Source organism: Jutongia sp. SJQ-6 (assembly GCF_054161275.1).
The window spans coordinates 737,490-761,847 of sequence record NZ_CP195314.1; the positions used below are offsets into that span (position 1 = coordinate 737,490).

Consider the following 24,358-nt stretch of genomic DNA (forward strand, 5'->3'; position numbering starts at 1 on the left):
AGGAGTATAAGAACTAATTATGATACGATCAGACAATCATGTTCACACCGTTTTTTCTTCCGATTCGGAGGAACCTCTGGAACAGATGCTCACACAAGCCGTGGAAATCGGTTTATCTTCCATCTGCATTACCGATCATATGGATTATGATTTTCCGGATCTCGGCAATGGGATGAACTTTGAATTTGATCCTAGGGCTTATATTGTGGCCTTACAGCAGATCTGGCCGAAATTTCCAAATTTGGAAATCAGACAGGGTGTTGAGCTGGGGCTGAAAGATTCCGCCCTCCCACAGGCATCCGCTTTGATCAACAACTATGACTTTGATTTTGTGATCGGCTCTACCCATCTCGTCGACAACACAGATCCGTATTATGATTCGTTTTGGGAGGGCTACGAAGAGGCTGACGGAATCCGTCAATACTATGAAACAACATTAAACAATCTGCAACTCGGATTCGACTTTGACGTATATGGACATCTCGACTATATTTTGCGCTATACACCGACCATGCGACAGCTCGGTGATGATATTGCCGCCAAAGATTTTTATCTTGAAAAATGCACCGATCAATTTATGGATATTATAGATGAAATACTGCAGCTCCTGATCGATCAGGGGCGTGGCATAGAAATTAACACAGCAGGCTGGAAATATGGATTAGGACATCCGAATCCTCACGAAAAGATCCTAACCCGCTATTTGGAGTTAGGAGGCGAAATACTATCGATCGGTTCGGACGCCCACGAAGCAAAACATTTAGGATATTCTTTTGAACAAGTTCCGGAAGTTTTGTCACAATGCGGTTTCCGTTATTATACGGAATTCAAAGACCGCAAACCACGAATGATCCCGCTGTCTTGATCAATTTTCAAAAAGAACGGAGGTCATTAACAAGCAATTTCAACTGCTTTACCAACTCCTCCATCTCTTCGGGCGTATTATCTGCCCCTAATGTAAACCGTAATGTCCCACGTGCCAGATCCTCACGAAGATGGATTGCCTGCAGCACGTGGGATATTCCTTTATCCCCCGAAGTACATGCTGATCCTGCCGAAGCACAGATCCCCTGCATATCTAAAAGAACGAGAAGAGACTGTGCTTCCACAAATTGAAAACTAATATTTATATTACCCGGCAAACGATGATGAAAATCCCCATTTAGGCGCAAATACGGAATTTCCCGAAACAATTTTTTTATCGTATCATTTCGCAGTTTTTTTACATAGGCTGCCTCTTCTTTCCCATGTTTCATCCCCAATTCGACTGCTTTTCCCATCCCTGCAATACCGGGTACATTCTCTGTACCACTCCGCATATGCCGTTCCTGACTTCCGCCGTGCATAAACGCTCTAATAGGCTGATCTTTCCTGATATACAAAAAACCAACCCCTTTGGGACCGCCAAACTTATGTGCGCTTGCACTGAGCATAGAGATTGCCATGTCATGCACATTGATCCTTAAATGCATATATGCCTGTACTGCGTCCGTGTGAAAACATATATTATACTTGGTCGCGATCTTTCCAATATCATCAATCGGCTGTATTGTGCCAATCTCATTGTTTGCAAACATCACAGAGATCATACAAGTCTCCTCACAGATTGCATCCTCCAACTGATCCAATGAGATCATCCCTTTCTCATCTACCGGCAGATATGTCACCCGCATTCCCTTTTTCTCCAAATACTCACAAGTATGAAGTATGGCATGATGCTCGATCTGAGTAGTAATAATATGCCCTCCCGGATGAAGGTCTGCCATTCCGTGAAGCGCCCAGTTATCACTCTCCGTACCTCCCGCCGTAAAATAAATTTCCTCCGGCTGTGCTCCAAGACTGTCTGCGATCGTTCTTCGTACCTGTTCAATTGCTTTCTTGCTTGTCTCCCCATATTCATAATGTCCTGATGGATTCCCATAATACTCCATAAAATACGGCGTCATCGCTTCTACGACTTCCGGTAGAACCGCCGTTGTTGCACCATGATCCAGATAAATCATTGTAATCTCCGTTTCTGTCCACGTAAATTATACTAATATTTTATGAAACATTTCATATATTGATAACGACCCAAAGAAATATTTTTGCTGCGAACGCAAACTTCCAACGGAGGAATACATGAATTTATTGAAAAGCCGTATCATCCAAGGGACACTATTGCTTACTGTTGCGGGATTTATAACCCGTATTTTGGGATTTTTTTATCGTATTTTTCTTGCTGACAAATTGGGAGCTGCTGTACTCGGAAGTTATCAACTGATCTTTCCGATATTTGCGATCTGCTCCTCAATCTATGGCGCCGGTGTTCAAACAGCTGTTTCCCAATTAATTGCTGCAGAACAAGGCAAACGTTCTAAACTATGTTCTTCTGACTCTCCTACTGCGAAAGGTCTGACAACTTCCCAAAATACAATCGAACAAAATTGTCGAGCTATATTACTGCTTGGGTGTATCCTCTCCTTTCTGCTTGCCGGCAGCCTCACTTTTTGGGTATACACAAAAGCAGATTGGATCGCTGCACGTTTCATTATGGCACCGGAGTGTGCACCTTATTTGCAGATTATGTGCATGCTGTTTCCCTTTTGTGGCGTTGGTGCCTGCATTAATGGATATTACTACGGCATACAAAACGCCACCGTTCCTTCTATAACGCAGATCGTCGAGCAGATCAGTCGTCTGTCATTCGTTTTTATACTGCTCATCATCTTTCCGGGCAGTGCTGAACATAACTGCATCATTGCGGTATGGGGAATCGTCGTTGGTGAAATTGTCTCCGCTGTCTATAATGTGTATAAATATATGCATCAGCCAAAAAAGGACAAAGCAAATGCTCTGTCCTCCTTTCGACACGGCTTACGCCATTATTCAGTTCCATTACTTTCATTAAGTACCAGTCTGACCGGCACCAAACTGGTCATCGCTTTGCTGCACAGTGCAGAATCTGTTTTTATCGCTGCCGCGCTGCGTCAATACGGCTGTTCCACAAAGGAAGCCTTGAGTATTTATGGAATCATATCCGGCATGGTCATGCCATTTATCCTGTTTCCATCCAGTATTACAAATGCCATCGCATTAATGCTGCTTCCTGCTGTTGCAACCTCTTCCTCCGACGGTGACCACGCAAAGGTACACCGCTATTTTTCCACTTCCAACAAATACAGTCTGTTACTGGGTGGTGCCTGCACCGCCTTTTTCATGATTTTTGGCAATTTCCTCGGCGATTTTTGTTTTCACGATCAGACTGCCGGAGAATTCTTACGCTTGTTCTCGCTATTATGCCCATTTCTCTATATGTCAACAACGCTTACAAGCATTATCAATGGGCTGGGCAAAACCAAAGATACTTTTTTGATCACCTGCGTAAGCCAGAGCATGAAACTTTTTTGTCTCGTTGCACTTGTTCCGCATTTCGGCATTATGGCATACATCTATGGCACAATACTCAGTCAGGCATTTATGGCACTGCTCTGTTATCTTACCGCAAGGCACCTGCTCGCATAATCTGACGATTCCACCACTTAACACCTAATTGCTGCATCGGGCGATTCCACCACTAAACGCCTAATTGTTTCGCCTCTTCTTTACAGTGTGATTTCGTCACCGAACACCTGATAGCACAACGCCGTCATTTCTAAATATGCCCCCTGCGTCTCCGGCAGCGCCTCAAGATCAGCCATACCTCGCCGCATTCCGTGATAATACCAATTCTGTTCATCCTTTGGTGCACGAAATCGCTTCCAAAGATCGTTCCCATCCACTTTATAATCTGCCGCCATACTGCGCAGATTCGATAAACTGTCCGCAAGCACCAACATCCGATGTCTCGTAGAACCGTGATACAACTTTCTAATATGTTCCTGTTTGCGTTCTTTCCATGATCTCTCCTTATTTTCGGTATGTTCAACCACAAGATCTGCTACATCATCCCCAAACTGCTCTCTAATCTGTATCGCGGATAGCTTTGTATCCTCTAATGTGTCATGCAACACCCCCGCAATTCGCAGATTAATATCGGCATGCATGGAAGATAATATTTCTAACACTTCCATCGGATGCACCAGATAATCTAACGCTGTCCCCTTGCGCAATTGTCCCTTATGTGCCATTCCTGCAAGAAGGATTGCCTGATGCAATGCAGTTCCCTCTGCCATCTGTTTGTCCATCATCATTTTCTTATTGTCCAAGCCGCTGCTCCTTTCCAGACACAGTGCGATTGTAAATTCCTCTTTACATTTTACCTTACTTTGGCACTTAATACAACAACGCACCTTCCAAAAAGATCACTCGCGGTTTTTGAGGACTTCTGCCGGCTCGATCTTTTGCAGATGTCTTACCAAAAAATGATTGATGACAAAATACAATGCTATTACGCATACATATAATCCTACATAGATCTGCCATCCAAAATGTATATTACAGCCACTCGCTACATTGCTTACCATCAACGGATACATCGCATCCATCACAACCTTCGCCAACGGAATGCAGACTGCCGTTCCAACAGCGATCACATAAAAGTTTCCATTAAGATACAGTTTGCGAATTTCTTTCATGCGATAGCCAAATATTTTGACAAGCGAGATGCCGAACGCAGAACGATCGATCATCACTTTCATCATCAAATACATTACCACACAAAAGATTACCGCCGAAACGATCAACAATGTATAGATCATGTTCATCATCATGTTTACAAAAATCTCCGATGATTTTTCAATCTCTTGGCGGGATAGGATCGAATACAACTTGCCGGAAGGAATGGATAATTCGCGATCTGAAAAGACCACATTAAAGTAGGTATCCTCCTGACCAAATAGTTCCCGCATACTGTCTATATTCATAAACACATATAAACCGGCAGAATAATTTGTAACTCCATCTACCGTAAAGGCATAATCTCTTTCTTCCTCTTCATCTGTCAGAATGATCTTGTCACCTTTTCCAAGCTGATATTTTTCAGCGGCAGCACTGGATAAAATCACCCTATTCGCCGATTTCGTGACCTTCGCATCAAAGTATGGGTTATCCTTCGTAATACCTAACAGTGTAACATCCAGATTATTACCATACATTTCACGCTTAAGACTCTTCGCAAATCCCGGTGTCCCGTGTGCCGGAACTTTTTCATCCGGATACTTATAGGTATACATATAGGAGAATTTCGTATCTCGTTTGCTCTCAACATTTACATTCTCACACATAACATAGCAATCGAGCGCCAGCATTGTGATCAACATACAGATAAACAAACCAAAAACAACCGTCAAACCGGTTCTCAGTTCACGCAGCATCTGACGCAAACGAAATGTTCCAACAAAACCTAACCAATGGATCTGCACCTTTCGCACCGATGGTTCCTTGGCTTCTTTACGCATCAGGGATAATACCGGTCTGGAAAGCTTTCCACGGATCACAAACCAGTTGACGATCGCTGCCATCACTCCCGGCATCACCAGCGCATAGACCAAAATATATGGCGCATAAACAGGTGACATCTGCTTAATTGAAAAATACGCATAAGAATCTGCCATCTGGGTCTGTACACCGATTGGAGAATAGCCAATTACTGTGCCAAGCACGCTAAATAACATTGTCACGCAGACCGGCAGTGTCAAATAATGACGCAGGAGATCATTTCTTTTGACACCAAGTGCATATAATGCTCCAATAACACTGCTTTCCCGCTCAATACCATGCACAACAAAGACGGAAATCACATAGGCAAATAATATAATAATTATGACTCCGGCAACCAGACCGGCATATTTGTTGATCACTTGATCTTCTGCTGCAGCACTAATACGCGGATTGTCCGACGCTTTCAAAAACTGCGTCAAATTACTCAGATCAAACGAAAAATATTCATCAATGATATCATCCGTCTTATTCTTTAATTTGTTCGTTCCCTTTTGTAACTTTCCAGCTCCCTTGGAGGCTTTTGACACCCCCTCTGTATATTCATCTACTCCATCCTTATACGCCTGAAGACCGATCAACTGTTCTTTCACTGAAGACAACTCTAAGCGAAACAGCGCATTGTCCGACTTTTGGTACATGTTTTCTAATTTTGTACGGTAATTATCCTCCGTAAGAGTTCCCTGCAGTCCATATTCCTGCAGAGCATCCGATGCCTGTTGTAAATACGCATCAAATACCTGTGATGCTCCCTTTTGCAGATCATCCTTATGATCCGAAAGCTTCGACAAACCATTCCGCAGTGTCACTGCGCCATCATTTAACTTCTTAATACCGTCTTGCAGATCATCTTTCTTCTTGCCGGTATGTTTCCAATACTCTTGGAAGTACGTATCATTAATATCAGAGGCATCTACCTTATATTCATTGAGTATCTCCTTGAGTTTTTTATCCGTCATCCCCCTCGACAAACGATACGCGTATACATACTCTTCCGTTTTCGCACTCTTGCCGCTGTCTAATAAACTCTGATAGCCTTCCGCTGTTAAAAACGCAACGCCAAACTGTTTGCTGTCTACCGTACTATCACTAATACTTTTTAACACAGAATTGTAATCCGGTGTACAGCCGATTCCTGTCACCGTGAAAGATTTATCGGCGATCTGAATCGTATCGCCCACATGAAGTTTTTTCGTCTCGCAATATCTTTTTTCCAACACCAATTCGTTGGATTTGTGTGCCTTATGTCCCTTTTCTACATATACTTTATCGATCGATGTTCTATCCTTAAAGATACGAAGTGTACTGTCATCTTTCACGGAAAAATCCATATAAAAGGTATTTTCTAACTGTACTCCTTTACGTTTTAATTCTCCAATCTGTGTCTTATTCAATGGAACAAACACCGTAAACTGTCCCGCCTCAACATTCTGTTGTTTTTCAAAGTACTCTCCGCCCTGAATGATCGTTTCTGCCGCACCTAACATACTTACAATAAGATACATACTGACAAGTATCAATATCCCCAACGCAAGATAACGAAACAAATTCTCTTTCAGATCACGCAATACTCTTTTTCGTAATATTGTCTGCATAACAATAACCTTGCCTTTCCTTTGCTATATTAAAGATCTTCCAATTCTGCTGCCGGTACTCGTGTTTCATTTTCATAACACTCTCGGATCATGCCATCTTTAATCCGAATAACCTGATGTACCATATTTTTGATTGAATTATTATGCGTGACAATAAGCATTGTTGTTCCATATTTTTGATTGATCTGCTCTAATAACACCAAAATATCTCTAGAGGTATTCGAGTCCAGTGCTCCCGTTGGTTCATCACATAACAGCAATGCCGGATTTTTGATCAGAGCACGTGCAATCGCACACCGTTGCTGCTGTCCACCCGAAAGCTGTGAAGGAAATTTATCCTGATGCTCCGATAATCCGAGAGTTTCAAGCAGATCATCCATATCTAATGGCTGTTTTGTCAAGTACTGACACACCTGAATGTTCTCACGAACCGTCAGGTTTGGCACCAGATTATAGAACTGAAAGATAAATCCTAAATTAGCACGGCGATACTCTGCCAAAGCATCCTGTGCCATGCCTGCAATCTGCGTACCATTGACAACAACAGATCCTGAGTCGATCGTATCCAGTCCCCCAATACAGTTCAATAACGTGGATTTACCGGAACCACTCGTTCCTTGAATAACGCACATTTTCCCTTGCTCCACTTCCGTTGTAACGCCACGCAGCACCTGCACTTTACTATCACCGGTGCCATAACTTTTTTTCAGATCCTTTACTTCAATATACATTGCATCCTCCAATCTACTCCGTGCAACTTGCACTCGCCTTAACATAACGCTGTTATGTTGTCTGTTATTTTTAAGGAGCTATCTCTGAAACAGCTCCTATAGTAACCTTATTTCATCAACATTTTCCAACAGTATTTTCTGACCGTATATCAAGTACGGTCATTGCCCAAACTGCGGAACATTCCATACCAGCCATTCACCATATAATGTGTCGCCTGCTGGATATAACGAAGTGCTTCTTCCTCTTTCTCAATATGCGTGATCATATAAATAAATGTATCGATCTGCATATGGGATATCCAATGTACGAAAGATTCCTCCAACGGTTCCATGCCTAACTTCTCCGTCATCACATCCGCCAGCATACGATAATGAATCGTAACTACCCGAATCAATTCGTCAACCGCACCTTCCAACGACGACCCCTGGGATCTTGTCAATAACAGCAATGCACTGTCACGCTGCTCATAAAGTGCATGAATGATCATTTTTGAAACCGCCTCATCCTCTGAATAATCACCAGTTTCAAGATCAACAGCGGTGTCCCCGTCTGCCTCAACACGCTCTTTATCAAAATGTTCCTGCATCATACCCTGAATCTGCTGTAAAACATCACCCACTAAAGAAACAAACAGGTCATCCTTATCTTGAAAGAAAAAGTACAACGCCCCCGTTGTCACTCCCGCCTCACGGCAAATAGACCGCAAAGAAGCTTTCAAAAAACCTTTCTCCATAAATTCACATACTGCACACTGCTGTAAGCGAACCTTTGTCTCTAGTGATGCAGACTCTGTTCCCATCGCAAACTCCATTTCCTCATATCACTCTATGCTCTGTCATGAAATCCCCATTCACATATCCTCAGTCAAAATGCTATTTCACCGACACAGCCGCAACATAACGCTGTTATGTTACTAGAACTTTCCTCATTTGTCAACCCCAATGTACCGATTCTCGCCACTGTCACCGATAATACCTTGTGTACTGTCAATCCGTTTCCAAGCGATCACCTTATTCTTGTCTGTCACAAAATGGTTGTTGCCAAACTGCACAGTAAATGCACGGTTACTCCATTCATACGCACCCACTTGCCACTTCCGTTCGCCGTCTCTGCCTTCCCAGATATACACGCAGCGCTCTCCATCATGCGGATAGCCATCCCGGGACGGTATTTTGAAATTGTCGAGCCGAAGTCCCAAGTGTTCCTCCGTTTCCTTTGTGTTCCAAGCAGCGAACCACCCCCGTACTTTCTCTAACAGCCCTTTTACACGTTTATTTGCTGCAAAACCTGCTGCTTCTTTGTCAGATCCATTCGTAAGCTTACTATTCACTTTTGCTGCACTACGGTGTTTCGAATAAGAATATGTTTCTATCGCTTCCAACGCCTTATCAATGGTTGTCCTGCTTAAATATTCGCTTTGAATGTGAAATCCCTTGTCAAAAACCCGCTTACCTTCTTCATTGATATGATAATTATTATGATATAGACACACCTGCCCTCTTCCTCGGATCGGTTGTATCTTCCAAGCATCTTCGCGATCCCATACCATCATCATATTCGGAAAGGCCTCCGTCTGCATTCCACAATCAATATACATATGACGTATTTGTTTTAGTTTGATCTGAAACTGTTTAAATAATTTCAAATACATGGATATATTCTGACTGTCTTTAGCACCCGAACTGATATATGCACGCAATGCACACTTTGGGCACTGTTTCATAGATGGCAAATACTGCTTTTCATAAAACAAATCACTATCCGGGATCTCTTTGGCATACAAACAATGCTTATCATGAAGTATTGATTCTTTTTCAGAATAAATATATTTCACTGTCTCATCACTCATAATCCGATTACGAAATCTTGAAATTGCAACGTCTTTATTTACTGCCACTGATTGTTTTTCTTTTTTGGACTTTTTTTTCTTTGCCACGATCTACACCCCCCCATTCTTCTATTTATTATCTGATATTTCAAAACATCTGTCAATACCATCTCCTATATGTTACAATATTGCAAAAAGGAGGCTGCTATGATTACTATTGATTTGATCACGGGATTTCTTGGTGCAGGCAAGACTACGTTTATTCGAAAATATGCAACTCACCTGATGGAGCAGGGCTTAAATATTGGTATATTGGAAAATGACCATGGTGCAGTCAATGTGGACGCCATGCTGCTTCAGGACATTTTAGGAGAACATTGCACATTGGAAATGGTTGCAGGAGGCTGCGATGCAGACTGCCACAAACGCCGTTTCAAAACAAAATTGATCGCAATGGGAATGTGCGGCTATGACCGCATTTTAGTGGAGCCGTCCGGCATTTTTGATATGGATGAATTTTTTGACGTATTGCACGAAGATCCGTTGGAACGCTGGTATACCATTGGTAATGTTATTACTATTGTGGATGTTTCCCAGCCACTCCCTCTCTCCGAAACATCACGTTATCTGCTCGCTTCGCAAGCATCCGAAGCCGGAACCATCATTTTCAGCCACATGGATGATGCGAATGACGCACAGGTAATGGCTATGAAGAATTATCTTTTTGACACCTATCATGAAATCAAAATACAAACATTACCAAAACAAGTTATCATCGACAAGCCACTGGATCAGTTAAGCGATTCTGATTACAAAGCGATCATGACTTCCGGCTGGCATAATGCCGAGTATACCAAATTATGGTTTGACACCGACAAATCCTATGACAGTCTCTATTTCATGAATATGGACTTTACAGCAGAATTTCTAGAAGAATCCTGCCCAAAATTATTTCAAGATCCGAACTGTGGTAACATTTTCCGCATTAAAGGATTTCAACAGCTTCCTGATGGAAGCTGGCTGTCGGTAAATGCCACCAAAAAGCAGACGGTGCTTACGCCCGTCCCAAACGGACAGGCAATCCTCATCATTATTGGTGAAGATCTCCATCAAGATGTCATCGAACGCTACTGGGGAAGGAGTTGTGTATGAGTATTTCATTATCGGAACATTTTACGTATAAAAAATTATTGCGATTCGTATTTCCATCTATCGTAATGATGATCTTTACGTCCATATACAGCGTTGTTGACGGATTGTTTGTATCTAATTTTGTAGGTAAAACAGCCTTAGCCGCTATCAATCTGATCATGCCATTTATTATGGGAATTTCCGCATTAGGCTTTATGATAGGAACCGGCGGCAGTGCCATTGTTGCCAAAACACTGGGCGAACAAAAAGAAGAGAAAGCCATCGAATACTTTTCTCTTCTGGTATATGTCACTGCCATTGGCGGCCTTATTTTATCGCTGCTCGGTATCATCTTTACCCCGGCTATCGCACGCATGCTCGGTGCACACGGTGAGCTGCTTAAGAATTGCACTTTATATGGTCGTATCTCTTTTATTTCCATGACCGCTTTTATGATGCAAAATGTTTTTCAAAGCTTTTTTGTGACTGCCGGCAAACCAAAACTTGGATTGTATGTGATCATCAGTGCCGGAGTCACAAATATGGTTCTTGACTTTTTGTTTATTGCTGTATTTCATTGGGGAATCGCCGGAGCCGCCATTGCTACTGTATGTGGTGAATTTATTGGTGGTATTTTTCCAATATTTTATTTCAGCCGTAAAAATTCAAGCTTACTGCATCTTGGCAAAACAAAATTTCATGGCAGAGTACTTCTCCAAACCTGTCTAAACGGCTCCTCCGAATTGATGACCAATGTATCCAACTCTATCGTAAGCTCTCTGTTCAACTTACAGCTTATGAATTATGCCGGTGAAAATGGTGTCGCTTCCTATGGCGCAATTATGTATGTCAATTTCATATTTATATCCACGTTCCTTGGTTACTCCATTGGAAGTGCCCCGATCATCAGTTATCATTATGGTGCTGCAAATCACCAAGAGCTTAAAAATATATTTCGAAAAAGCATATCTTTGATCGCCGTATGGGGCATTGCATTAGTCGGTGCGGCAGAATTATTAGCACCTTATATCACCAAACTTTTTGTTGGTTATGACGCCAAACTTCACGCAATGACCCAGACCGGTTTCCGCATCTGCTGCCTCGTCTATCTGATCAATGGATTTAATATTTTTGGCTCCTCATTCTTTACGGCTTTAAATAACGGTCCATTATCCGCCTTGATCTCGTTCCTGCGCACGCTGATCTTTCAGATCGCAGCTGTACTGCTGCTTCCTCTGCTCTTTGGCATCATGGGCATCTGGTGGTCTATCAATGCAGCTGAACTACTCACACTCTGTGTCACTCTGATGCTATTATTTACAATGCGTGGGCGTTATCATTATGCCTAAACGCGATAGATCTCAACACCGCCAAAAGTGATCTTGCCTTCGAAAATAATGGTCGGTCCTACCGTTGGCGCCGCAGCCTGCTGCTCTTTCAACCCTCCAAAGGTACAGCCGGTTTGATCCACGATATTCCAATCTGCAGGAATATAGAAATTCACTCCTGCAAAATGAATATCCAGCGTGATCACCGCTGTGCCGGAAGGAATATTCACTCCTGTCATATTCACTTCCATTCCACAGAAGGTACAATCCACAAGCGCACTTTTGAAATTTGCAGACTGCAGATTCTTTTTCGTTCCATTAAACAATCCACTCAGTACAATATGTTCCCCTTGCATATTTGAATCGTAAAAGCCTTGGCTCGCTCCGGAAGTGTCCGTATTTTCGCCCATCTGTCCCTCATACTGCTCCTGCTGCCGCTCAAACTGCTCTCCATAACGTTTTGCTCTTTTGCGGTTACGATATGCAGAGGCATGATCTCCAAAAAGCATATTTAATCCTATCGTTCCAAATAATGCCGCCATCAGGATCGACCATGAAGACATGCTTTCCAATCCTATATAACGACGAAAAACAATAAATAAAATTGCCAGCGAAAACAGCATCCCACCAAATTCCAGATCGATCGCAGCTTTTATAAATCCGGTAATACAAAGCAGTCCAATGATGATCCGTACAATACTAACATCCGGTGCCATCCCAACACTCCGCATTAAAATATAAATCGCTGCCATTAAAAATACAACACCCCAAAATAAATTATCTTTGTTCATAGTCTCTTCCTCCTCTACTCTGTCTTGATCGTAATATTTCCCATATCTACATCGGCTTTTATCTGCTGATAGGATTCATATCCCTCTATCTGCTGATCCTTTTGCGCCGTATATTCATTGCTAACACCACTGTTTTTATTTTGACCGACCGAAATGAGTCCTAGATCAGCACTTAAGTCATATGCATATGCCTCCTGCGGTCCGTCAAAATCCATCTTAAAATTACCGGCATCAATGTCTACATTTACATCATATATATGACTGCCCTTCATATCAACATTCCCGGCATCTGCCTCAACCTCTATGCGATCCAAACTGCAATCCTTCACTTGGACATTACCGGCATCCACACTAACACTTGCTTCACCACCGGTAAGTCCTGTCAAATGAATATCCCCTGCAGACATATTTACTGCAAGCTTTCCATGATCATACATCGCCGCCGGAATCTTGATCGTCATAGAATAACTGCGCTTCCAAGTACGCTGCGAAAACAAATGAAACGATCCTGTGGACTTACTTTTTACGGTAAGCTTACCATCTTTATAAGATATCTGAGGCTGCTTATTGCTTTTGCCATCATAATGTATATCGGGCTTTGTAATATCATCATCAACCTCGATAGCAATCTTCCCTGCATTTTCTTCCACATCAATGGCACGAATCTTATCTGTGGAAGAAATTTTTTGCAATATCTGTGTAAAATCTTCTTGTTGTCTGTCCGCATTTTGGTACACAGTGTTTGAGAAATCAGAAACCACAGCAAGTATTGCCGTTGTAATCAGAAGTACGCCAAGAAAGACTCCGGCAGGAAAACGTTTTTTCTCAAATAGCGGCTGTGTACCTGCTCCATAATAATTCTTTCCACCGGTCTGATATGCTCCTGCATGATTTTTTACAGCCTTGGACAAGTCTTTGTAACGATTTTTCACACTGCCACCATATACAAAACAATATACCGCTATTCCCACAATGAATAAAACGCTGCTATCCATTATTTCCTGTATCAGTGCATTGTCTATATAATCAGAAAACATAGAAGGTATCACACTGAACACACACAACGGTACGCCCAAGCACAACAAAACAAACCGCTTGTTTTCGTCCTTTTTTCCTCGAATCATTAGATAAGAAACCGCCTGCTCATCCAGATTTATGGTAAAATGTTTGATCTTCGCATAACGTTTATGACAATTGGAAGCCATAATAAACAACAGCACCGCAATTCCCACGAACAGGAATAAGGAACCATCCATAGCGTCTGATAGGATATTCGTTATGTACCCCTCTTCCACTGCACCATCACTAACACTTGACAAAAGCGGACTCCAAATACAAAGCATTACTCCAAAAGCAATCATTCGTGCATGCTTACGTCCATCCGAAAGATACCTCCGCACCTCTTCTAATCCCCAACGGGAATCGGATTGTCTGCTTGTGTCATCTGTAGTGGAGTTTTCCCTTGTCTCTGACTGCGTCTGCTCCTGATTCACGAAACCGTCAATCCCTAACTCCTCCGCAAGTTCATCCAGATTGCCAAATTCCGAGATTACCGTTCCCACAGCCTCTTTCTCTGACATTCCTTCCTGCATTAATTCTTCATATTTATCTTCCATCATCTCCATCAATTCCGCTTTCGCACGCAATACCTGCGGCGTCTCCGGTAGATTCAAGAACATATTATGTAAATATTCCCTAATTGCCTCCATGCTCTACTTCATCCTTTCCTGACAATAAATTTGTCAATGACTTCCTTCGTCACTTCCCATTCCTTGCATTTTTCTTTGTAATACGCCATTCCCTCTGGCGTCACTCGGTAATAGGTCCGCCGCTTTCCATTTGTCTCATTTCCGGAAAAAGATTCGATGTATCCGTTTTTCTCCATGCGCGTAAATGCTGAATACAACGTTGTCTCTTTGATAATATACTTTTCCTCGGAAATCGTCCGAATCTGTTTAGAAATCTCATAGCCATACGAAGGATTCTGCTGAAGGAGATACAAAATGATCGTATCATTGTATCCGCGAATGACATCACTGCTGATCAAATTTCTGCCTCCTCTCCGTCATACCACGACTGTCGTAGTACGTCTGTCGTAGATAGAGCATATCATAATTACTACGACAGGTCAAGTAATATTTTACATAGACCTTTTACAAAATAACTGCTGTCTGATACACTGCTATCGGAAGCACTCCATTGCAATAGCGACATATAATTGTGAAACATTACGGAATATAGAGAAAGGAACAACAGCATATTATGACAACTTTACAACAACAATTATTTGATTTACAAGACTTAAAATATCGGGATTTTCATACCAAGCTGCTGCCGGGTATAGACAAAGGAACGATCATCGGGATTCGAACACCCATTCTACGCAAATTTGCAAAAGATTTTGCCGCACAGGAAGAGTCCGCACAGTTTCTTCATGAGCTTCCGCATCATTATTACGAAGAAAACAATCTCCATATGATGCTCGTAGCAAATATCAAAGACTTTGAGAATTGTTTGAAAGAAATCGAACGCTTTCTGCCCTATATTGATAACTGGGCAACTTGCGATCTGCCTGCGCCCAAATGTTTTGCCAAAAATAAAGAAGTTCTTCTCAAACACATCAAAGAATGGATTCATTCCACTCATACTTACACCATCCGGTATGGTATGGAAATGTTAATGCGTTTTTACTTGGACGAAGATTTTCGTCCGGAATATCTCAAACTTGTCACCGATACCACATCCGATGAATACTATGTCAACATGATGATCGCATGGTATCTCGCCACTGCACTGGCAAAGCAATGGGATGCGACAATTCCTTATATCGAAAAACGTATCCTCCCTGCATGGGTGCATCGCAAAACCATCCAAAAGGCAGTGGAAAGCTACCGGATCACGGACGAACGGAAATGCTATCTAAAAACATTTCGGTAGTATGAACAACAGAACCGACATCCAAATGGTGTTCGTACAAATAATCATCTGCAATGCGTACTTTGCCCCAGACTCCATGATCGCTGTCCAAAGATACGGTCACCATCGGTTCTGCTCCCTCCGGTCTTCCCTCACAGCCAAAATCATCCTCTACAATCTCTGTGATCGTATACGCTTTTCTCTCTGGAAAAAGCACAGATTGTTGTACCGAATCATGCGATCCAATCATCTTTTCCATCCAGATCATATCATACCAACGGCCAAATTTATAACCACAATGATGAAAAGTTCCTACCGTCTCAAATCCAAGATGTCTATGGAACTGCTCACTGTTTTTTGTCAGATATTCATCTTCCTGCTGCGGATAGCCGATGCAGGCGTATACATTAAGAATCCCCATACTGCGCAACTGATCTACCAATGCTTCATACAACCTGCGGCCCAAACCGCCTTTTCTCGCTGTATGCGACATATAAATCGTGAGTTCACTCGACCAATCATATGCCTCTCTTGGATGAAACGCTCCTGCATAAGCATACCCCTGTATGACGCCATCTTCCTCAATCACCAGATACGGATACTTCTGCATCGTAGTTCCCATGCGGCGCCGAAACTCTGCTACCGTAGGCACTTCATATTCAAAGGTGATCGCTGTTTTCTCTACATAATATTGATAGATACGAACCAGCTTGGATGCATCATCCAGCCTTGCCGTTCTTATCGTAATGTCACTCATGATAGGTCACTCCAATTCCTTTTTCCAAATTTCTCCAACAATCTCATCGATTCATACAATACTGACAGCCACCCGCCTGTCCCAGACAATTGGCGCAGTCCTTGCAGTCAGCTAACAGTTCCTCCTTACTGATCAGATACACACCGACCAGACTCATGATCGGATACAACATATCCTCCTGCCACTTCACGCCAACTGTATCAGCCTCAAGAAACGAGAGCAATTTAGGAGCCACATCAATGTCCATTCCATAATATCCCGGTCCAAAAGACGGACTGCAGTATTGTTTCTGAAGGACACTGTGTTTACGTTCCAAATAGTCCTGTATCTGTTGTCTACAGACATCCATACAGGCAATCTGAAATACTTCCAAATAATATTTAGCAAGCAGCGACTCTCCCTCGTCTACATTGATATCCGGTGCATGAAATGCATAGATATAGCCATTTTCCACTTGGCTGCGATCGATCCGCTCTAACACATTGCATCGGATCTCCTGTCCGCCAAACTGAAATTTTCCGTCCTGCACACAAGACTTATCAAATGGCTGCAACATCACTTCTACCCGATACAAATATTTATGTTTTTGCAACAGATTGGTGACTGCACTTACCGCAGTAGATCGATGCTCCCTTTTCATCTCCTCGTCCATTTGATGCCATCCGGCAATCTCTGCAATCCGCTCTAAAATTTCATTCCAAAAACTGCGAATCGATAACTCCAACACCTGATCTTGTCTGCCAAGCTGATGCATGATCTCATCATACATCTCCGGTCGATGCACTACTGTACAATTACTACAGTCCTTGATCTTACATCCTCGCCCATCAACCAGATAAGACGGATTTCCAAGACATTTCTCCCGCAAATATAGCGGACAATAGCAAAATAGACAGTTAAACTTTTCCACATCTTCTACCGCATGACATGGAAAAAATTCACACGCTCTATTTTGAAAAAAACGATAACTTGCGTCACGCAATGGTAACTCTCCTTTCGCTCATCACTTGAGATAGTGCACAACTGACGACTTCATTCTAGCAACCTCAGCATTATGTGTATGATAATTTCTAACTTTCAAAAAAGTATTTCTAAAAATTAAATTACTTCTTAAATTTATATTTTCCTTTTCCATAACCGAATACTGGTTCAATAAGATCCGCCTGCACCAAATTGGAGAGAAGTTTCGAAGCACCTGAACTTTTCAACTCAAGAAGCTGCATAACTGCACTTCTTCCAAACACCTCGTCAAAACCAAACTTCTCAAAGATTCTATGAATATGAACCGTTGTTTTAACAGAGAAATCCCTGCCTTTCACAGAAAGTATGCTTTCAATGTCCACTTTTGTATCTTGAATGTCCACTTTTGTATCTTGAATGTCCACTTTTTCCTTCTCAATGTCCACTTTTGTATCTTGAATATCCACTTTTTCATTATTCAAAAGTCCGCTTATGTGAAGATTTCGATTTTGAAGTTCATTTTTTTCGTTCAAAAGCATGTTTCGAAGAAACACTTCCAGATATTCTGTTGTTTCGTGAATACCTTTTTGCAGGTTCGTATAGTTGGCACGGACAAGTGCATTTCTAAAATACCACGCATTTTCTGCAAAAATATCATTGGTTGCGACAAAGCCAAGTGTTCTCAAATATTTAATAAAGAATACAGCTGTTGTTCTCGTATTGCCTTCTCCGAAAATATGGATCTGCCATAACCTTGAAATAAATACCGCAAGATGATGAAGAATCTCATCCATTGAAAGACCTTTATAGCTAAAATCTTTCTCCTGTGAAAAATCATATTCAAGCGTTGCTCTCAGTTCAGAAGCACTGCCGTACACAACAGTCGCCCCATCAAGTACCCATTCTTTCTTTGTGATATTATAATCTCTAATCTTTCCAGCATGGTTGTAAATCCCCTGAAAGAGTTTGCGGTGGATAGAGATATACTCATTCGGAGAAAATGAAAACGCTGATTCAGAAAGGATTTCTGCAATACGAGAAGAAACCTTATCCGCCTCTTCGGTACGCGCATCATCAGATAAATGTACTGGTCTTTCTTCATAGTAGCTGTCAATAAGACTCTGAGCTTCTTTCATTGTAATTTTGCCTTCAATATTCTGAATGGCAGTATCAATCAAATATTTAGATGGTTTGAGCCCATCCACCGCCTGAAGTCCGATTGCTGTACTCCAAGCATAACCCTTATAAGCTTTATTCGGTTCAGATTCTCTTAAATATTCCTTAAACGGATCTTTTTCCATATCCACCACCTCGTTTTCCATAGTTTTATAATTCCATCTTTTTCAAGTCTACAGAGCCAGACTAACACATGTTTTAGAACAATACAAGGCACAATTCATTAACCTGTATAATCTGCTTTTGCCTGCGACCTCGTTGATAAAGTGTGAGATGGTCAAGCATTTTTGTAACATTCACACTGAAAAAATCATTGATTGGAATATCTCTTTTCAAACGGTGTCATGTATCCATTTGATGAATGTGGACGTATATGATTGTAATAGCCATATACATAATCCAACGTGCTTTCATTTAACTCTTGATCTGTTTCAAACCGATTCTGTCGTATAAATTCCGACTTAAATGTTCCATAAAAACTTTCCATCGGAGAATTATCATAAGGACATCCTGCTTTGCTCATGCTCTGTCGAATCCCTTTTCCCGCACAAAATTCTGTGGAGGCTCTGGAGGTATACTGTGACCCCTGATTACTATGCAGAATAATTTTTCCTTTTACAGGATTCCTGTCAAGGGCAATCTGTAATGTCTGGATAGCCAATTCCGCATCGATTCTTTTACTGTTCAGTGTTGCCAGTACCGATTTATCATACAGATCTATGATACTGCAGTTATATCTTTTTGCACCATCCGAAAGATGAAGATAAGTAAAATCTGTACACCATTTTTCGTTTGGCTTAATTGCTGTGAAGTCCTGCTTTAACAGATTATTAAATCTTTTATAACAGTCTCCTTTACGGTACCGAGGTTTTTTGGGTATCACAACAGATCTGAGCTTTAATTCCCTCATATATTTGAGTACAGTTGTCCTGCTCAGACTGATTCCCCTTCTTCTTAAAAATATAACCATCATCCGATATCCGGGACGTCCGTCATATTCATAGTAAATACTTAATATTTGTTGTTTTTTCTTTTCTTTGTCTGCCAGATAACCTGCCTTTCTGTTCTTTTTGTAATTATAGTAGGAATTCGGATAAATATGGAATCGGGCAAGAAGCCATCTTACTCCGAACTCATTGCGGTATTGGTCAATAAATCGGTATTGCTCTAATCGATTTCCTTTGCGAAGAATGCAATGCCACCAGCGGTGGCTATGGCTTTATTTTAGGAAACGAGTTACTCCTTGTGTCTGATGAATTTGTTATTATTTTACTGTATTTTGGATGTTATGGCAATGAAGAGTTTCGTCAATATTTGATATTTGACTGCTTTTCTATATTCTTGCGTGACTCTTCTTTTTCATTTTTCTGTAAAACAGCCAGCCACACAAACCTGCAAAAATAACCGTTATCACAATTAGGATCGGGAATACCGGAATTGCATAAACGCTTGCTCTTATCAGCTTTAGCCCCTGATAAAGTGTGTATACACCAAATACGGAGAAGATGGCAACGGCAAGTGTATTCAGCAGTCCATCCGGTGCCTTGCTCTTTAACAAATAGCCAATCAACATTCCAAGAATATCTGCTGCAAAAAGTCCCAAAGAACAGCCGATCCATACGACAAATGCTGCACTCATACCTTCATTAGCACCAAAAGTAATGGCAGTAAGCTGTGTCTTATCGCCAAGCTCTGCTACAAAAAATGTGCAAAATACTGCAAGTGGAGCAAACTGAATCTTTGATCTGCTGCCTTCTTCCTCTTCTTCCTCATCCCCTGCGATCGTTGATGCTGCAAAATAAAGAAAAGCAAATGCTGCGATCATTTTAATAAGCCATTCCGGAATCAATTCACTAACCAATCCGCCGGCAAGAACAGCAAGTCCATTTAGTACAAGGATAGCAATAGCCGTTCCACATATAATATCTCTTAACTTGTACTTAGATGTAAGAGCGATCAGCATAAGCTGCGTTTTATCCCCCATCTCTGCTATAAATTCTGTGAAAAAAATTTTTAAAAATAATATCATTTGTCTTATCCCTCATATATCTCCAATAATGTTTCGTTCGAAAATATATTGTTCTCAACATTATCTTACTATAATGTTTCGTTCAAAGATCATTTTGCCCTTAACATCATCTTATTATGATGTACACCGCATACGCTAAGTAAAACGCAACCATACAGAAACCTTCTATCTTCCCAATTTTTTTCTTAGTCCCTGCAAATATCCATACGCACACGGTAAACACAATAAGTACGCACATATCTATAATGTTCTCTTTGATTATGCTGATCGGACTGATTGCAGAAGCCACACCAAGCACCATAAGTATATTAAATATATTGGATCCTATCGCATTACCGAGTGCCATATCAACTTCATTCTTTCTGGCTGCAACAATAGAAGTTACCAGCTCCGGAAGCGATGTTCCTATCGAAACGATCGTAAGTCCGATAAGCGTTTGGCTCATTCCGAGATCGCTTGCGATCCTCGATGCGGCATCTACAGTAACATCTCCACCAAATGCTATTGCGATCGCTCCACCGACAATAAATATTATACTTACCGGAACAGAAACAATCTTAATGTCCTCATCAGATCCACCTTCAATCTCAACGCTCTTGCCTTCTCTGCTTGCCTTTAATGCAATCTTAACCATATAGAATAAATAGCCGGCAAAGAAAGCAATTAAAATCACACCGTCAAAGCGTCCTAATGTTAAATCTGATTTGTCACCAATTCCGACACTTCCAAACAACATCAAGAGTCCGGCACAGATCAATGACAACGGAATATCTCTCGTTATGGTTTCTTTAGCAACATTTACCGTTGCTAACATTGCACATACGCCGATAACAACCATCAGATTAAAGATATTGGAACCAACCACATTACTAACTGCAAGCTCATTATTGCCTACAAGGGAAGCCGATACACTTACCGCCGTCTCCGGAAGCGATGTCCCCATTGCTACAATCGTAAGTCCGATAATGATAGATGGCACATGTAGTCTCTTGGCTACGCTTGAACTTCCTTCCACGAATAGATCTGCGCCCTTGATCAACAATGTAAAACCAATTACAAGGAACACAAGCACAAGAACAAATGGGGCGTCATTAATCAATTTTTCCATATTTTTCTCCTTTTTCTCTTTCCCAAGGCAGTGTTGTCAGCCGAAGTCTATGCCGAAACAAAAAGGCAAAGCCAGCGCTTTGCTTTTGTTACGTTACATAACAGCAATTTCCTACAAAATTAAAAAGACTCATGTATATCAATTATCCACCTGCGCTTTCTGCACAAGCAGTTAATCGATATACATGAGTCTCATTATTTAAGATTTGCCAGATTATACTCTCGGTTTATAATCAGAATGTTGACAAATCACACTTTCGCGCCAACTACTCCCTCATGGAATATTTAATTACTTGATAAATAATATCAAATGAAGGTGCCTATGTCAACATCATTTTCACGACTGATAACTTTTTAACTTTTTACATTTTCATTCAACCATTGATAATATCTCATCTTTTCAATACGATCTCAAATTTGTTTACAATTATACGAAAAATATACTCGTCCTTGCTCTTGCGTGGCACCGATTTTATCATAAAAACGAATTGATGGTGTATTCCAGTCCAGACAGCTCCATTCCATTTTAGAATATCCATCTTCCTTAACAAATTCTTCTATTTTGGAAAAGAACTTTCTTCCTAATCCACAATGACGATATTTCTCATTTAAAAGCACATCTTCCAAGTGAACCCCTGCTTCTGCCGCAAACGAGCCAAATATAGGATAGTAAACAGCATACCCGATGATCTCCTCATTATATTCCGCGATCAATACTGTTGCTATTTTCTTCTCAAAAATCCAGTAGCACAAATCTTCCTGGGAAGCTGTCATATCTTGAGGTCTTTTCTCGTATGTTGCCAAATCTTTTATCAGTGTTTGTATCTCTGCTATATCATTTTTCTCTGCTTTTCTTACGATAAATTTTTCGCTCATAATCTGTTCTCCTTTACTTGTTGATATAACTCAATCTTCGCACATCAAAAATTATCATGTTGTCACATATTGCTTATTATGTCAGTAAAACAATAGCTATTTTGTAATTCAGAATCCACCATAATGTTTTAAGGTTTCTGCTGCAATTTCAGATCCGACATTCATTGCCTTTTTAATATCATTTTCAAGCATATATGAACAAACAAAGCCGGCGTGATAACTGTCGCCGCATCCTGTGGTATCTATTATGCTTTCAACTTTTACAGCCTGCACTCTGTATTCCTGTCCATTAAAGTATGTAACGCTTCCATGTTCTGCAAGTGACACATTGAACAGGCAGCTGTATTTATTCGATAACCCCCTAAACATCGGCAGAAGTTCTTCCGATCCGCTTATCATAAAAAAATCAATATACGGAGCAAAGCGTTCCATATCAGCAAAATCTCTATATACATCAAAATCCACCACAAGCTTAAAGCCATGTGTTTTTTTCAGTTCGATTACCTGTGAAAGACACGAAGCCCAAAAATGAACAAATACCACATCGGATTCTGATAAGATTTTGATTTCGTCATCATTCAGCACGATATTATCGAGAATACTACCATTCCAAGAATCATCTTTATAATACCTATCGCCTGATTCCGTAAGATACGTCATATTATTTGCAGTCTGATGCCTTTCATCAATCCGTATATGTTTTTTATCAATAGCAAATTTTGCTATTGAATCCATTATCACTTCTGCATATTTATCTTTTCCGATAACACCAAGAAGCGTAACATCTATATTCGTAAAACGTGAAGCATGAACAGCAAAATTTAACGCTTCTCCGCCCGGTCTGATCATTTCAATCCCGTCAAAAACATCTACACATATGCAGGGAAGTGCAGTCAACTTGATTTTATTCATTGCGTCACCTCGGTCAACTTGATTTTATTCATCGCGTCACTTTATGAAATAATAATTTTCTTAATAAACTCAATAACGATCTCGATGCCCAATTTAGCTGCCTTCCTGGCAAACTGAGCATAATCCATCGCTCCGCCCTCACCATCGGAGATTGTGCGAAGTACGGTAAATGGGACATGGTTCATATAGCAAACATGACCAATGCTGCCACCTTCCATCTCTGCCGCGATCGCATCAAATCGCTGATGAAGTTTCTCTTTCTGCCGTTCTCCCTGCATAAACAGATCTCCGGTAGCGATGGTTCCTACCTTGTAATGAATTTCTTTTTCAGCAATACATTGTTCCATCAATGCCGTCATCTTCTCATCACTTGGAATATAAATCTGGTTGATTCCGGAAAGCAAGCCAATGTCATCTCCCAAAGCAGAAGTATTCATATCATGCTGTACCACCTGACTTGCTAACGCAACATCCATCACGCCCAGTTCCTTGCACAGCGTTCCGGCAACACCAATATTGACCACCATATCCACCTGATATTTTAATATCATGGCTTCCGTACAGATTGCCGCAAACACTTTTCCTACGCCGGACACTGCAGCAACTACCTCTACCTCTCCAATATTACCCTTGACAAATTGAACACTGCTGATTTCCTCTGTTGTACTATTTTCCAGTGACTTCTTCAGATTGTCGATCTCAATCTGCATGGCACCGATCACACCTATTCTCATCGTATATTCCTTTCTTTATTCGCACACTTACAGGCGCTTTATCGCTTTGCCGCAAGCGCAAATTTACC

The 24,358-nt window shown here is 41.2% G+C and carries 23 protein-coding genes; 5 read left to right on the forward strand and 18 right to left on the reverse strand.

Annotated features, from left to right (window positions below; genetic code table 11):
- The first annotated feature begins 19 nt into the window (after positions 1-19).
- Complete coding sequence (locus tag ACSAJE_RS03415) at positions 20-865, forward strand: histidinol-phosphatase HisJ family protein (protein ID WP_458009675.1); 846 nt, start codon at positions 20-22, stop codon at positions 863-865.
- 7 nt (positions 866-872) lie between these two features.
- On the opposite strand, the gene ACSAJE_RS03420 is transcribed toward ACSAJE_RS03415, so the two are convergent.
- Positions 873-2,003, reverse strand: a complete 1,131-nt coding sequence (locus tag ACSAJE_RS03420) for a cysteine desulfurase family protein (RefSeq protein ID WP_458009676.1) — start codon at positions 2,001-2,003, stop codon at positions 873-875.
- A 118-nt stretch (positions 2,004-2,121) separates the two neighbouring features.
- Here ACSAJE_RS03420 and ACSAJE_RS03425 point away from each other — a divergent pair, with 118 nt between their 5' ends.
- Positions 2,122-3,504 (forward strand): oligosaccharide flippase family protein, encoded by a 1,383-nt coding sequence (locus ACSAJE_RS03425; RefSeq protein ID WP_458009677.1) that lies wholly within the window; start codon positions 2,122-2,124, stop codon positions 3,502-3,504.
- A gap of 80 nt (positions 3,505-3,584) precedes the next feature.
- On the opposite strand, the gene ACSAJE_RS03430 is transcribed toward ACSAJE_RS03425, so the two are convergent.
- The 5 genes from ACSAJE_RS03430 to ACSAJE_RS03450 form a co-directional block, all read right to left on the reverse strand.
- Entirely contained in the window at positions 3,585-4,187 is a 603-nt protein-coding gene (locus ACSAJE_RS03430) for an HD domain-containing protein (protein WP_458009678.1), read from the reverse strand.
- Positions 4,188-4,283: 96 nt separating this feature from the next.
- Complete coding sequence (locus ACSAJE_RS03435) at positions 4,284-7,013, reverse strand: FtsX-like permease family protein (protein ID WP_458009679.1); 2,730 nt, start codon at positions 7,011-7,013, stop codon at positions 4,284-4,286.
- A gap of 29 nt (positions 7,014-7,042) precedes the next feature.
- Positions 7,043-7,744 (reverse strand): ABC transporter ATP-binding protein, encoded by a 702-nt coding sequence (locus ACSAJE_RS03440; protein ID WP_118690371.1) that lies wholly within the window; start codon positions 7,742-7,744, stop codon positions 7,043-7,045.
- A 149-nt stretch (positions 7,745-7,893) separates the two neighbouring features.
- Entirely contained in the window at positions 7,894-8,544 is a 651-nt protein-coding gene (locus ACSAJE_RS03445; RefSeq protein ID WP_458009680.1) for a TetR/AcrR family transcriptional regulator, read from the reverse strand.
- A 126-nt stretch (positions 8,545-8,670) separates the two neighbouring features.
- Positions 8,671-9,681: a hypothetical protein gene (locus ACSAJE_RS03450; protein ID WP_458009681.1), complete on the reverse strand. Its 1,011-nt coding sequence runs from the start codon at positions 9,679-9,681 to the stop codon at positions 8,671-8,673.
- A gap of 99 nt (positions 9,682-9,780) precedes the next feature.
- On the opposite strand from ACSAJE_RS03450, the gene ACSAJE_RS03455 reads away from it, so the two are divergent.
- Together ACSAJE_RS03455 and ACSAJE_RS03460 are read left to right on the forward strand one after the other, a co-directional pair.
- Positions 9,781-10,725 carry a GTP-binding protein gene (locus tag ACSAJE_RS03455; RefSeq protein WP_458009682.1) on the forward strand — a complete coding sequence of 315 codons (945 nt, stop codon included), beginning with the start codon at positions 9,781-9,783 and terminating at the stop codon, positions 10,723-10,725.
- Positions 10,722-12,053 carry an MATE family efflux transporter gene (locus ACSAJE_RS03460; protein WP_458009683.1) on the forward strand — a complete coding sequence of 444 codons (1,332 nt, stop codon included), beginning with the start codon at positions 10,722-10,724 and terminating at the stop codon, positions 12,051-12,053. The genes ACSAJE_RS03455 and ACSAJE_RS03460 overlap by 4 nt, the downstream gene beginning before the upstream one ends.
- Here the strand turns inward: ACSAJE_RS03460 and ACSAJE_RS03465 are convergent.
- Genes ACSAJE_RS03465 through ACSAJE_RS03475 form a run of 3 tightly spaced genes read right to left on the reverse strand, consistent with a single transcriptional unit; the run spans position 12,050 to position 14,870 of the window.
- On the reverse strand, positions 12,050-12,823 hold the full coding sequence (locus ACSAJE_RS03465) for a hypothetical protein (RefSeq protein ID WP_118690366.1): 774 nt from the start codon (positions 12,821-12,823) through the stop codon (positions 12,050-12,052). The genes ACSAJE_RS03460 and ACSAJE_RS03465 overlap by 4 nt on opposite strands.
- Before the next feature lie 14 nt (positions 12,824-12,837).
- Positions 12,838-14,532: a permease prefix domain 1-containing protein gene (locus tag ACSAJE_RS03470; protein ID WP_458009684.1), complete on the reverse strand. Its 1,695-nt coding sequence runs from the start codon at positions 14,530-14,532 to the stop codon at positions 12,838-12,840.
- An 8-nt stretch (positions 14,533-14,540) separates the two neighbouring features.
- Positions 14,541-14,870 (reverse strand): PadR family transcriptional regulator, encoded by a 330-nt coding sequence (locus ACSAJE_RS03475; protein WP_118690364.1) that lies wholly within the window; start codon positions 14,868-14,870, stop codon positions 14,541-14,543.
- 215 nt (positions 14,871-15,085) lie between these two features.
- Between ACSAJE_RS03475 and ACSAJE_RS03480 the strand changes: the two genes are divergently transcribed.
- Entirely contained in the window at positions 15,086-15,760 is a 675-nt protein-coding gene (locus ACSAJE_RS03480) for a DNA alkylation repair protein (protein ID WP_458009685.1), read from the forward strand.
- Here ACSAJE_RS03480 and ACSAJE_RS03485 read toward each other — a convergent pair.
- The 9 genes from ACSAJE_RS03485 to ACSAJE_RS03525 form a co-directional block, all read right to left on the reverse strand.
- Positions 15,720-16,496 (reverse strand): N-acetyltransferase family protein, encoded by a 777-nt coding sequence (locus ACSAJE_RS03485; protein ID WP_458009686.1) that lies wholly within the window; start codon positions 16,494-16,496, stop codon positions 15,720-15,722. The genes ACSAJE_RS03480 and ACSAJE_RS03485 overlap by 41 nt on opposite strands.
- A gap of 43 nt (positions 16,497-16,539) precedes the next feature.
- Entirely contained in the window at positions 16,540-17,478 is a 939-nt protein-coding gene (locus ACSAJE_RS03490; RefSeq protein ID WP_458009687.1) for a cysteine-rich small domain-containing protein, read from the reverse strand.
- A gap of 121 nt (positions 17,479-17,599) precedes the next feature.
- On the reverse strand, positions 17,600-18,757 hold the full coding sequence (locus tag ACSAJE_RS03495) for a Fic family protein (protein ID WP_458010045.1): 1,158 nt from the start codon (positions 18,755-18,757) through the stop codon (positions 17,600-17,602).
- 185 nt (positions 18,758-18,942) lie between these two features.
- Positions 18,943-19,824 (reverse strand): IS3 family transposase, encoded by an 882-nt coding sequence (locus ACSAJE_RS03500; RefSeq protein WP_458010046.1) that lies wholly within the window; start codon positions 19,822-19,824, stop codon positions 18,943-18,945.
- A 141-nt stretch (positions 19,825-19,965) separates the two neighbouring features.
- The gene (locus ACSAJE_RS03505; protein WP_458009688.1) at positions 19,966-20,661 is read right to left on the reverse strand and encodes a TMEM165/GDT1 family protein; all 696 of its coding nucleotides are present in this window, start codon (positions 20,659-20,661) and stop codon (positions 19,966-19,968) included.
- Positions 20,662-20,767: 106 nt separating this feature from the next.
- On the reverse strand, positions 20,768-21,769 hold the full coding sequence (locus tag ACSAJE_RS03510; RefSeq protein ID WP_118690359.1) for a calcium/sodium antiporter: 1,002 nt from the start codon (positions 21,767-21,769) through the stop codon (positions 20,768-20,770).
- A gap of 410 nt (positions 21,770-22,179) precedes the next feature.
- Positions 22,180-22,644 (reverse strand): N-acetyltransferase family protein, encoded by a 465-nt coding sequence (locus tag ACSAJE_RS03515; RefSeq protein ID WP_458009689.1) that lies wholly within the window; start codon positions 22,642-22,644, stop codon positions 22,180-22,182.
- Between the two features lie 108 nt (positions 22,645-22,752).
- On the reverse strand, positions 22,753-23,556 hold the full coding sequence (locus ACSAJE_RS03520) for a PfkB family carbohydrate kinase (protein ID WP_458009690.1): 804 nt from the start codon (positions 23,554-23,556) through the stop codon (positions 22,753-22,755).
- A 41-nt stretch (positions 23,557-23,597) separates the two neighbouring features.
- Entirely contained in the window at positions 23,598-24,290 is a 693-nt protein-coding gene (locus tag ACSAJE_RS03525; RefSeq protein ID WP_118506602.1) for a 5'-methylthioadenosine/adenosylhomocysteine nucleosidase, read from the reverse strand.
- Positions 24,291-24,358: the final 68 nt, after the last annotated feature.

Coding starts and splice junctions, on each gene's coding strand:
- ACSAJE_RS03415 (WP_458009675.1), top strand. CDS start 20: ATGATACGATCAGACAATCATGTTCACACCGTTTTTTCTTCCGATTCG.
- ACSAJE_RS03420 (WP_458009676.1), bottom strand. CDS start 2,003: ATGATTTATCTGGATCATGGTGCAACAACGGCGGTTCTACCGGAAGTC.
- ACSAJE_RS03425 (WP_458009677.1), top strand. CDS start 2,122: ATGAATTTATTGAAAAGCCGTATCATCCAAGGGACACTATTGCTTACT.
- ACSAJE_RS03435 (WP_458009679.1), bottom strand. CDS start 7,013: ATGCAGACAATATTACGAAAAAGAGTATTGCGTGATCTGAAAGAGAAT.
- ACSAJE_RS03440 (WP_118690371.1), bottom strand. CDS start 7,744: ATGTATATTGAAGTAAAGGATCTGAAAAAAAGTTATGGCACCGGTGAT.
- ACSAJE_RS03445 (WP_458009680.1), bottom strand. CDS start 8,544: ATGGGAACAGAGTCTGCATCACTAGAGACAAAGGTTCGCTTACAGCAG.
- ACSAJE_RS03455 (WP_458009682.1), top strand. CDS start 9,781: ATGATTACTATTGATTTGATCACGGGATTTCTTGGTGCAGGCAAGACT.
- ACSAJE_RS03460 (WP_458009683.1), top strand. CDS start 10,722: ATGAGTATTTCATTATCGGAACATTTTACGTATAAAAAATTATTGCGA.
- ACSAJE_RS03465 (WP_118690366.1), bottom strand. CDS start 12,823: ATGAACAAAGATAATTTATTTTGGGGTGTTGTATTTTTAATGGCAGCG.
- ACSAJE_RS03470 (WP_458009684.1), bottom strand. CDS start 14,532: ATGGAGGCAATTAGGGAATATTTACATAATATGTTCTTGAATCTACCG.
- ACSAJE_RS03480 (WP_458009685.1), top strand. CDS start 15,086: ATGACAACTTTACAACAACAATTATTTGATTTACAAGACTTAAAATAT.
- ACSAJE_RS03485 (WP_458009686.1), bottom strand. CDS start 16,496: ATGAGTGACATTACGATAAGAACGGCAAGGCTGGATGATGCATCCAAG.
- ACSAJE_RS03495 (WP_458010045.1), bottom strand. CDS start 18,757: ATGGAAAAAGATCCGTTTAAGGAATATTTAAGAGAATCTGAACCGAAT.
- ACSAJE_RS03505 (WP_458009688.1), bottom strand. CDS start 20,661: ATGATATTATTTTTAAAAATTTTTTTCACAGAATTTATAGCAGAGATG.
- ACSAJE_RS03510 (WP_118690359.1), bottom strand. CDS start 21,769: ATGGAAAAATTGATTAATGACGCCCCATTTGTTCTTGTGCTTGTGTTC.
- ACSAJE_RS03515 (WP_458009689.1), bottom strand. CDS start 22,644: ATGAGCGAAAAATTTATCGTAAGAAAAGCAGAGAAAAATGATATAGCA.
- ACSAJE_RS03520 (WP_458009690.1), bottom strand. CDS start 23,556: ATGAATAAAATCAAGTTGACTGCACTTCCCTGCATATGTGTAGATGTT.
- ACSAJE_RS03525 (WP_118506602.1), bottom strand. CDS start 24,290: ATGAGAATAGGTGTGATCGGTGCCATGCAGATTGAGATCGACAATCTG.